This window comes from Acidovorax sp., assembly GCF_046314175.1.
Lineage (GTDB): Bacteria > Pseudomonadota > Gammaproteobacteria > Burkholderiales > Burkholderiaceae_C > Acidovorax.
The window spans coordinates 40,863-50,796 of sequence record NZ_JBKBXG010000034.1 but is presented as its reverse complement, the minus strand read 5'-3'; the positions used below and the strand labels follow the sequence as shown (position 1 = coordinate 50,796).

Below are 9,934 nucleotides of genomic sequence, written 5' to 3'. Positions count from 1 at the left end.
CACTTGTCATCGGCTTAGGCCAGCCGCTGTCGCCTGCCGACATCGATCGCTATGCCATCACCGTCTTCCCCAACGGCCGCAATCTGCCACCCGGCCGGGGCAGCGTGGAGCAGGGCGCGCGCCTGTACGCCATGCACTGTGCTGCCTGCCACGGCGCACAGGGTATCGAAGGGCCTGCCGCACGGTTGGTGGGCACAGATGGTTTTATCGGCTTGAGCGACCCGCTGCGCCCCCTGCGCGTGCGCAAGTACCCGCTGCAGGTGTTGTCGGTGGGCGCGATGTGGCCCTATGCCACGACGGTGTTCGACTATGTGCGCCGAGGCATGCCGATGCACGCGCCCAAGAGTCTGACCGATGACGAGGTGTACGGCATCACCGCGCACCTGCTGCATCTGAACGGGTTGGTGGCAGGTGACGCCGTCATGGACAAGGAAAAATTGCCCCAAGTGGTGATGCCAGGGCGGGATCGCACGCTCAGTGCGTGGCCACAGGAACGCTGAAAATTTTCAAACGCCGCGTGACGTGTCCACCATGCCCAGTCGTGCGCGGATGCGTGAGAGCGACACCGGCGAGATGCCCAGGTAGCTCGCTACATGGTGCTGCGGAAGGTGTGGAGCCAGATCCGCGTGCGTGGCCAGAAAGGACTGGTAGCGCACCTCGGGTGGATGGCTTAACAACTCGGCTTCGCGGTGCGCATGCTGCTCAAACACATAGCCCAGGGCTTCTCCCAGCAAGGCAGCGATGTGCGGAAAGCTGCGTTGCCACTGTTGCAAGGTGGCGTAGGCCAGGTCCACGGCTTCTACGGGCGACAGGGCCTCGATGGCGTAAGGGCTGGGCAGTGCCAGGGGCGGCAGATTGCCTGCCACCCAGTGCCCGGTGCCGTGGAACGATCGGTTGCGCTCCGTGCCTTCGGCGTTCAGATAGAACAGCCGCACCACACCGCTGCGTACCTGCCAGCAGCGTGTGCTGGTCTCGCCCGCCTGTTGCAGCAAGGTGCCCGCACTGAACTGCCGTCGGGGCAGGGCCTGCCACAGCGCCGCCAGGGCCGGTTCAGACTGGACGAGCGCCTCCAGCGCAGGCGGCTGGCAGACAGTGCAGGCGCTGGTGGTCGAGGTCACGGCATTCAGGCAATTCAGGCGTATCAGGCGTAGTCAGACACCGGGATGCAGCTGCAGCTCAGATTGCGATCACCCCACACGTTGTCCACGCGGCCCACCGGCGACCAGTACTTGTTGCTGCGCAGGGCGGCCACGGGGTAAGCGGCGGCTTCGCGGGCATAAGGGCGGGTCCATTCGCTGCCCAGCAGGCTCTCGGCGGTGTGCGGGGCGTTCTTCAGCGGGTTGTTGTCCTGCGGCCAAGCGCCGTTTTCGATCTGCCGGATTTCTTCGCGGATGGCAATCATCGCGTCGATGAAACGGTCCAGCTCGGACAGGGTTTCGCTCTCGGTAGGCTCCACCATCAGCGTGTTGGGCACGGGGAAGCTCAGCGTGGGCGCGTGGAAGCCGTAGTCGATCAGGCGCTTGGCGACGTCTTCCGCCATGACGCCGCTGCTGTCCTTCAGGCCCCGCAGGTCCAGGATGCACTCGTGCGCCACATGGCCGGGCTTGCCATCCTTGCCTTCCGATGCGTACAGCGTGGGGTAATGGTCCTTCAGGCGCGCACTGATGTAGTTGGCCGAGAGGATGGCCGTTTCCGTGGCCGCCTTCAGGCCCTCGGCGCCCATCATGCGGCAGTACATCCAGCTGATCGGCAGCACGGCCGCGTTGCCCAGGGGGGCGGCACTGACCGCGCCCACGCCGCCGGCCACACCGGCCGTGGCATGACCAGGCAGGTAGGGCACCAGATCGGCCACCACACACACGGGGCCCACGCCGGGGCCGCCACCGCCGTGCGGAATGCAGAAGGTCTTGTGCAGATTCAGGTGGCTCACGTCGCCGCCGAACTCGCCAGGGGCGGCCACGCCGACCAGGGCGTTCATGTTGGCGCCGTCCACATACACCCGGCCGCCGTGGCTGTGCACCAGGGCGCACAGCTCCTTCACCTGCGTTTCGAACACGCCGTGCGTGCTGGGGTAGGTGATCATGATGCAGGCCAGGTTGGCGCTGTGCTGTTCGCACTTGGCCTGCAGGTCGGCCATGTCCACGTTGCCGTTGTCGTCGCACTTCGTCACCACCACCTGCATGCCCACCATCTGGGCGCTGGCGGGGTTGGTGCCGTGTGCGCTGCTGGGGATCAGGCAGATGTTGCGGTGGCTATCGCCCTGGGCCTCGTGGTAGGCCTTGATGGCCAGCAGGCCCGCGTATTCGCCTTGCGATCCGGCGTTGGGCTGCAGGCTGATGCCTGCGTAGCCCGTGGCCTGGCACAGCCAGGCGCGCAGTTGTTCGTCCAGCTCCTTGTAGCCTTGCAACTGGTCAGCGGGTGCGAAGGGGTGCACGTTGGCGAATTCGGGCCAGGTGATGGGGATCATCTCGCTCGTGGCATTGAGCTTCATGGTGCAGCTGCCCAGCGGGATCATGCTGCGGTCCAGCGCCAGGTCCTTGTCAGACAGCTGGCGGATGTAACGCAGCATGCCGGTTTCGGAGTGGTGGGTATTGAACACCGGGTGCGTGAGGTAGCTGCTGGTGCGGCGCAATTCGGCGGGGATCAGCGGCTCCACACCTTTCTCGAAGGCGTCAAACGTGGGCAGCGCCTGGCCGTCCTTGGCGAAGACCTTCCACAGCAGCTCAATATCGGCGCGCGTGGTGGTCTCGTCCAGCGAAATGCACAGGTAGTTTTCGAAGTAAATTCGCAGGTTGGCGCCCATCTGTACTGCGCGAGCAGCTATGGATTTGGTAGCGTCATCGGTTTGGAGTGTCAGCGTGTCAAAACACGCCTGCGGGCGCACCTGTGCGCCCAGTTGTTCCAGCCCCTTGGCCAGAATGGCGGTGTAGCTGGCCACGCGTTGCGCGATGCGCTTCAAACCATCGGGCCCGTGGTACACGGCGTACATGCTGGCGATCACGGCGGGCAGCACCTGCGCGGTGCAGATGTTGGACGTGGCCTTTTCCCGGCGGATGTGCTGCTCGCGCGTTTGCAGGGCCAGGCGGTAGGCGGGCTTGCCATGCACGTCCACGCTCACGCCCACGAGGCGGCCGGGCAGGCTGCGCTTGAACTCGTCACGGCAGGCCATGTAGGCAGCGTGTGGGCCACCGGCGCCCATGGGCATGCCAAAACGCTGCGTGGTGCCCACGACGATGTCGGCACCGAATTCACCGGGTGGCGTAATCAGTGTCAGGGCCAGCAGGTCGGCTGCTGCGATGAAGGCGGCCTGCTTGGCGTGGGCTTTCTCCACGTCAGCACGCAGGTCGTCGATGCGGCCGCTGGTCGCAGGGTATTGGGCCAGCACGGCAAAGTAGTCGCCGTTCAGCGCGGCGTCCCATTCGGCGGCGGAATTGGCCAGCACCACATCAATGCCCAGCGGCTTGGCACGGGTCTGGATCACTTCGATGGTTTGCGGGTGCGCATCGCCCGCCACCACAAACACATTGCTCTTGGATTTGACCGAGCGTTTGGCCAGCGTCATCGCCTCAGCGGCTGCGGTGGCCTCGTCCAGCATGGAGGCGTTGGCAATCGGCATGCCGGTCAGGTCGCAGACCATGGTCTGGAAGTTGATAAGGGCCTCCATGCGGCCCTGGGAGATTTCGGCCTGGTAGGGCGTGTAGGCCGTGTACCAGGCGGGGTTCTCAAGAATGTTGCGCAGGATGACGCCCGGCGTGTGCGTGCCGTAGTAACCCTGGCCGATGAAACTCTTCAGGACCTGGTTCTTCGATGCCATCGCCTTGAGTTCGGCCAGCGCCGCCGCTTCCGTAATCGGCAGGGGCAGGTCCATGGCGCTGCTGCGTGCAATGGAGCGCGGCACGATGGAGTCGATAAGGGCGCGGCGCGAGGCCTCACCGATCACCGACAGCATGTGCGCTTCGTCGGCCGCATCGATGCCGATGTGGCGGGGCAGGAACTCGGTGGCGTTTTCGAGCGCAGCGAGCGTGGGCAGGGGGGCGAGTGTGGTCATCGGCGGCGGCGTGGGACAGCAAGCACATTGGCCCGGCATGGCGCCGGGCCGCGGGGAACAGGAGATGCGGTGATCAGGCGTTCTTGGCGAACTCTGCGTACGCGGGTTCGTCCATCAGGGCATCGAACTGCATCATGTCGGTCACGTGGACCTTGAAGAACCAGCCAGCGCCCAGCGGGTCGGTGTTGGCCAGCGAAGGGTCGGCGCGCAGTGCCTCGTTCACTTCGACGATTTCACCGGTGACGGGCATGTACACGTCGGCGGCGGCCTTCACGGACTCCACCACGCCGGCAACGTCACCCTGGGTGAAGGTCTTGCCGACTTCGGGCAGGTCCACAAACACCACATCGCCCAGCGCATCCTGGGCATGTACCGTGATGCCGACGGTGGCGGCTTCGTGGTCGGAGATGTCGATCCACTCGTGATCCTTGGAAAACTTGACGGTCATGGGGGCTCCAGAAAAAAAGAGGGGGTAAGAAACAATTAAATGAAAGTGCCGATGCCGACCGAGACTGTAGCCGCGCTGGCGCACTTTCAGGCGGTCAACCGCGGTAGTAGCGCGCGGGCGTGAAGGGCATGGCGCGCACTTCCATGGGCACAGCCTTGCCTCGCACCATGGCGTTCACGCGTGTTCCGATGGCGGCGAAGGCGGGGGGGACGTAGCCCATCGCCACGGGTTCGTTCACCGTGGGGCCCAGCAGGCCGCTGGTCACTTCGCCAATCTTCTGGCCATCGGTACTCTGCAGCTCGGTGTGTTCGCGCACGGGCACACGCTCCAGCGCCACCAGGCCGACGCGTTTGCGGAGCAGGGCGGCGGGGTTGTCGATCTGCGCCAGCACCTTGTCGGCGCCAGGGAAACCGCCTGCGCGTGCGCCACCGGTGCGGCGCACCTTCTGGATAGCCCAGTTCAGCGCTGCCTCGGGTGGCGTGGTGGTCGTGTCGATGTCGTTGCCATACAGGCACAGGCCTGCTTCGAGCCGCAGCGAGTTGCGGGCGCCCAGGCCGATAGGCTTGACTTCGGGCTGGGCCAGCAGGGCGCGGGCCAGGGTGTCGGCTTGTGCGGCAGACACAGAAATTTCAAAACCGTCTTCGCCCGTGTAGCCGCTTCGCGTCACAAAGCAGTCGCAGCCCGCGATGGAAAAGTCGCCACCCGTCATGAATACCAGCTTTTCCACGCCCGGCGCCAGTCGCGCCAACGCTGTGACTGCTTGCGGGCCCTGCAGCGCCAGCAGCGCGTGGTCGGGCATGGGGACCACGTCGCAACGCTGACCGATGCGCGCCTGGATGTGGGCGATGTCGCCCACTTTGCAAGCGCCATTCACGATGACGAAGATCTCGTTATTGCCCTTGTTGAAGAACATCAGGTCGTCAATGACCGTGCCGTCGTCCGTCAGCAGCAGGCCGTAGCGCTGCTTGCCCACGGGCAGGTCGATCACGTCCACCGGCATCAGTGTCTCGAACGCTGCAGCAGCGTCAGGCCCCACCAGTTTCAGCTGCCCCATGTGCGAAACATCAAACAAGCCCGCCGCGTTGCGCGTGTGCTGGTGTTCGGCCATCAGGCCGACGGGGTATTGCACGGGCATGGAATAGCCGGCAAACGGCACCATGCGGGCGCCCAGCTCGATGTGCAGGGCGTTCAGGGGCGTAGTGAGCAGTGGGGCGGTGGATGACGACATGGCGGACTCCGGGCAAATGGGGGCCGCGACCACGGAGGTGGTCACGGGATTTGCCCTGCTGTCCGCTTTACCTGAGAGATTCGCCGCAGCGCCCTGGCTGGCCGTGCGGTTTGCTCCTTCGGTGGATGGCCTCAACACGCGCTCGGTGGGCCATCTCTCTCCAGCAAGGGAACGCCCGCATCACTGCGGGCGGTTGTCAGTCCTTTTGCCTGAGCGTTCGGCTGCTGCCTGCGCCTTCGGCGGTGCGGTGGCCCGTGGGGCTGGCACTCTCTCCTGACCGGGGCGATTCTAGTGCAGTGTTTGCCGTTTGATGGCACAAACAAGAAAAATGGATTTTTGGCACTGGCAGGGCGCAAACCACAGCGATACCGGGCGGTATCGCGAGGACTTGCAACGCGGCCAGGGCCGAAAAGACGTTTTCTTGTGTGCCAGCAAGCGTGAAACCCTGCACTCGCTACTTTGCGTAGACCAGATCGCGCAAACCCAGCGACAACTGCGGCACATAGGTCACGATCATCAGGCACGCCATGATGACCAGCACAAACGGAATCAAGTGCCCCACGATGCGGTCCAGCGATATTCGCGCCACCGTGCAGGCCGCAAACAGGTTCACGCCAAACGGCGGCGTGATCATGCCCATGGCCAGGTTCACCACCATGATGAGCCCGAAGTGCACCGGGTCTACGCCAAAGTGCATGGCCACCGGTGCCAGGATGGGGGCCAGCACGATGATGGCCGCGCTGGTCTCGATGAACATGCCGATGATAAAGAGTGCGGCATTCACGCCCAGCAGGAAGAGGGTGGGTGACTGCAGCACGGCCTCAAGCCAACGGCCAATCGCATCAGGGACCCCGGCGCGCGTGATGAGGAACGCGAACAGGCCCGCATTGGCAATGATGAACATGATCACCGCCGACGAAATGGCCGACTTGCGCAGGATGCCAAACAGGTCCTTGATCTTGATTTCGCGGTAGATCACCACACCGATGATCAGTGCATAGAACACTGCCACGGCCGATGCTTCGGTGGGCGTGAAGATGCCGCCATAGATGCCGCCCAGGATGATCACGGGCATCAGCAGCGCCCAGCCGGCCTGCAGCGTGGCCTTGCCCAGCGGCATGCGGCCATCGCCGTCGTTCTTGCCCCAGCCCTTGTACTTGCAGTAGGCCCAGACAAACAGCATGAGCGCACCGGCGATCAACAGCCCCGGGCCAAAGCCCGCGATGAACAGCTCGCCAATCGACACCTCGGCGCTCACCCCGTACAGGATGAGCGGGATGGACGGCGGAATCACCACGCCCAGCTCGGCGCTGGTGGCCTGCAGCGACGCGGCGTAGCTGGTGGGGTAGCCGTGCTTGATGAGTGCGGGGATCAGGATGGCGCCAATGGCAAATGTGGTGGCCACCGACGAGCCCGACACGGCCGCAAAGATCATGCAGGTCAGCACGCAGGTCATGGGAAGGCCCCCCTGCACGCCGCCCACGATGCTCTTGGCAAACTCGACCAGGCGGCGGGAGATCCCGCCGGTTTCCATCAGGTTGCCCGCCAGGATAAAGAACGGAATGGCCGCCAGCGGAAACTTGTTGATGGAGCCAAACATCTCCTTCACAGAGATCAGCATGTTGGCATTGGCTACCTGGATGCCCAGGATGGAGGCCAGGCCGATGGAGACGGCCACGGACACGGTGAGTGCAAAGCACAGCACCATCGTTGTAATCATCACGGGGGTCATAGGGCGGTCTCCAGTTCAAGGCGCTGGGGGTCGACCAGGCAGCCGATGATGCCGATGGCGCTGAACACGCCACCCACGGGCATGGCTACATAGGCCCAGAACATGGACACAGACTCCAGCCCCGCCATCGACTGCACACCGCCGCGCTGGGCGTAGTCCCAGCCCCACCACACGATCACGCCAATCAGTGCCAGCGCCGCCACTGCCACGACATAGTCCAGCACCCGGCGCACGCGCGGCGGGCTCCAGCGGTAGAGCACATCCACGCTCACCATCGCGCCCTGGCGGAACGCGCTGGGAATCGCCAGAAACACCATCCAGATCAGGCTGAAGCGAATTAGCACCTCGGTCCACTCGGCAGGTTGCTCCAGCACAAAACGGGTCACGATCTGGAACATGCCCAGCGTGGCCGCAATGACCAGCATGGCGCACGCGCCGAGCAACGCGGCAAACGTGGCCCCGCGTTCAAACATCAGAAAAGCTTTTTTCATGGGGCGGACACCGCCGTGGTTTCGTTTGATTCAGTCAAAAGAATCAGGTTGAAGATAAAAAACGCCCGTAGCGCTTATTCTACGGGCGTTGTGTGCTACTAAAAATATAGTAGCTGATGCGTATGCAGTTACTTGACGTTGCGGATCTTGTCCAGGGTGGCCTTGCCAAACTGCTTTTCAAATTCTGCGTTCACGGGTGCCAGTGCCGCCACAAACATGGCTTTGTCCGGGTTGTCCACCACCGTCATGCCCTTGGCGCGCAGGTCGGCCACGCCCTTGGCGTCGTCTTCGTCCACGCGGGCGCGGTTGGCCTTGGTGCCTTCCTTGGCGGCGTCGATGAAGGCCTGCTTGTCAGCGGCCGAAAGCTTGTCGAACGAGCCTTTGTTCATCACGAAGATGGCGGGCGAATACACGTGGCCGGTCAGCGTCAGGTGCTTTTGCACCTGGTCGAACTTGGCCGAGATGATCACGGGCAGCGGGTTCTCCTGGCCGTCCACGGTGCCTTGTTGCAAGGCCGTGAACACTTCAGGAAAAGCCATGGGCGTGGTGATGATGCCAAAGCCCTTGTACGCGGCGATGTGCACGGGGTTTTCCATCGTGCGCATCTTCAGACCCTTCAGGTCTTCAGGCGCGTTCACCGAGCGCTTGCTGTTCGTCATGTGGCGAAAGCCGTTCTCCGCCCAGGCCAGGGCCTTGAAGCCCTTGCTGTCGAACTTGGTCAGCATCTCCTGGCCGATGGGGCCGTCCAGCACGGCGCGGGCGTGGGCCTTGTCGCGGAACAGGAAGGGCACGTCAAAAATGCGCGCCTCGGGCACAAAGTTGGGCACCGGGCCGGTGGAGCTGAAGGCCAGCTCTTGCGTGCCCAGCTGCACGGCTTCAATCGACTCGCGCTCGCCGCCCAGGGCGCCGTTGTAAAAGGTCTGCACCTTGTAGCGGCCGGCTGTGCGCTTTTCGACTTCCTTGGCAAACGTGTCGATGGCCACACCCTGGTGGGAGTTTTGCGCCGTTGAAATACTGATGCGCATGGTGGTCTGCGCGGCAGCGGTGGCCACAAAGCCGAGCGCAAGGCTCAGGCCGACGACGAGTTTGGTCAGTTGCATGCTGTCTCCTGTTGGAATGTTGTAGCGGTCGCCTCGGGGCGTGCGCCTTGGGGAAGTGCGGTGGCACAGGGTGCCAGCCTCGCGCAAATTATGGCGGCGCCCCTTCGCGCGAGGCATCGGGGTTTGTGCTGGTAAGCGTGCTTATTAAAGGCGGGGTGTCAGCTTCTTGTCATGGTGCGGTGCGCCCGCGTCTGGGTCAGCCCCCATGCCAAGGGCCCCGTGCTGGCGGTAACCAGCCGGGGCCTTGTCAGTTTGTGCGATCCGGTAAGAACGCCTTGATGTGAGAAGTATGCGCGCCGGGGCAGAGATGAATTTGCTGAATTCGCTTTGAATATTGCGAAACGCAGAAAAATTTTCTGTAGATGGAGGGATTGGTGAATAATTTGGCCGATGGATCGACTCGACAGAAAAATTCTCGCTGTGCTGCAGAGCAACGCCCGCGCCAGCCTGCAAGAGATCGGACAGGCCGTGGGCCTGAGCGCATCACCCTGCTGGGGCCGCATCAAGAAGATGGAAGAGGCGGGCGTCATCCAGGGCTACACGGTGCGCATCAACCCGCAGTCGCTGGACCTGGCCGACACGGTGCTGGTGCAGGTCACTCTCGATAGCCATTCGGACAACACGCTTGAAAAATTTGGCGAAACGCTGGCCAGCATTCCCGAGGTGATAGAGGCGCACTTGGTGTCGGGCGACTACGACTACCTGCTGCGCATTGTGGTGAAGGACACGCGCGACTACGAGCGGCTGCTGCGCGAGAAGCTTTACAAGATCAAGGGCATCCGGCACAGCCGGTCGAGCTTTGTGCTGCGCACGCTTAAGAAGGCGGATCTGCCGCTGTTTGCCGGCTAACTATCCTGTTTAAATGAAAAAGGCCTGCAAGGCAGGCC

Annotated in this window: 9 protein-coding genes and 2 riboswitches; of the genes, 2 read left to right on the top strand and 7 right to left on the bottom strand. The window is 63.4% G+C overall.

Going from position 1 to position 9,934, the window contains the following annotated elements; genetic code table 11:
- Positions 1-500 (top strand): c-type cytochrome (locus ACK4OE_RS11835; protein ID WP_409885007.1); only part of this gene is annotated, 500 nt, incomplete at its 5' end.
- Positions 501-506: 6 nt separating this feature from the next.
- On the opposite strand, the gene ACK4OE_RS11830 is transcribed toward ACK4OE_RS11835, so the two are convergent.
- The 7 genes from ACK4OE_RS11830 to ACK4OE_RS11800 form a co-directional block, all read right to left on the bottom strand.
- Positions 507-1,118, bottom strand: coding sequence for a Crp/Fnr family transcriptional regulator (locus ACK4OE_RS11830; protein ID WP_409885006.1), 612 nt, complete (start codon positions 1,116-1,118; stop codon positions 507-509).
- A 23-nt stretch (positions 1,119-1,141) separates the two neighbouring features.
- A complete protein-coding gene (gene gcvP / locus ACK4OE_RS11825; RefSeq protein WP_409885005.1) occupies positions 1,142-4,048 on the bottom strand; it encodes an aminomethyl-transferring glycine dehydrogenase in 2,907 nt (968 codons plus the stop codon).
- 73 nt (positions 4,049-4,121) lie between these two features.
- Positions 4,122-4,496, bottom strand: coding sequence for a glycine cleavage system protein GcvH (gene gcvH, locus ACK4OE_RS11820; RefSeq protein ID WP_409885004.1), 375 nt, complete (start codon positions 4,494-4,496; stop codon positions 4,122-4,124).
- Positions 4,497-4,590: 94 nt separating this feature from the next.
- Complete coding sequence (gene gcvT, locus ACK4OE_RS11815; RefSeq protein ID WP_409885003.1) at positions 4,591-5,724, bottom strand: glycine cleavage system aminomethyltransferase GcvT; 1,134 nt, start codon at positions 5,722-5,724, stop codon at positions 4,591-4,593.
- Between the two features lie 48 nt (positions 5,725-5,772).
- Positions 5,773-5,898, bottom strand: a riboswitch (glycine riboswitch).
- Between the two features lie 21 nt (positions 5,899-5,919).
- Positions 5,920-6,002, bottom strand: a riboswitch (glycine riboswitch).
- A gap of 176 nt (positions 6,003-6,178) precedes the next feature.
- Entirely contained in the window at positions 6,179-7,456 is a 1,278-nt protein-coding gene (locus tag ACK4OE_RS11810; protein ID WP_409885002.1) for a TRAP transporter large permease, read from the bottom strand.
- Positions 7,453-7,947 (bottom strand): TRAP transporter small permease, encoded by a 495-nt coding sequence (locus ACK4OE_RS11805; RefSeq protein ID WP_409885001.1) that lies wholly within the window; start codon positions 7,945-7,947, stop codon positions 7,453-7,455. The genes ACK4OE_RS11810 and ACK4OE_RS11805 overlap by 4 nt, the downstream gene beginning before the upstream one ends.
- A 128-nt stretch (positions 7,948-8,075) precedes the next feature.
- Entirely contained in the window at positions 8,076-9,047 is a 972-nt protein-coding gene (locus ACK4OE_RS11800; protein ID WP_409885000.1) for a TRAP transporter substrate-binding protein, read from the bottom strand.
- Positions 9,048-9,437: 390 nt separating this feature from the next.
- Here ACK4OE_RS11800 and ACK4OE_RS11795 point away from each other — a divergent pair, with 390 nt between their 5' ends.
- A complete protein-coding gene (locus ACK4OE_RS11795; RefSeq protein WP_409884999.1) occupies positions 9,438-9,896 on the top strand; it encodes an Lrp/AsnC family transcriptional regulator in 459 nt (152 codons plus the stop codon).
- The last annotated feature ends 38 nt before the right edge of the window (positions 9,897-9,934 follow it).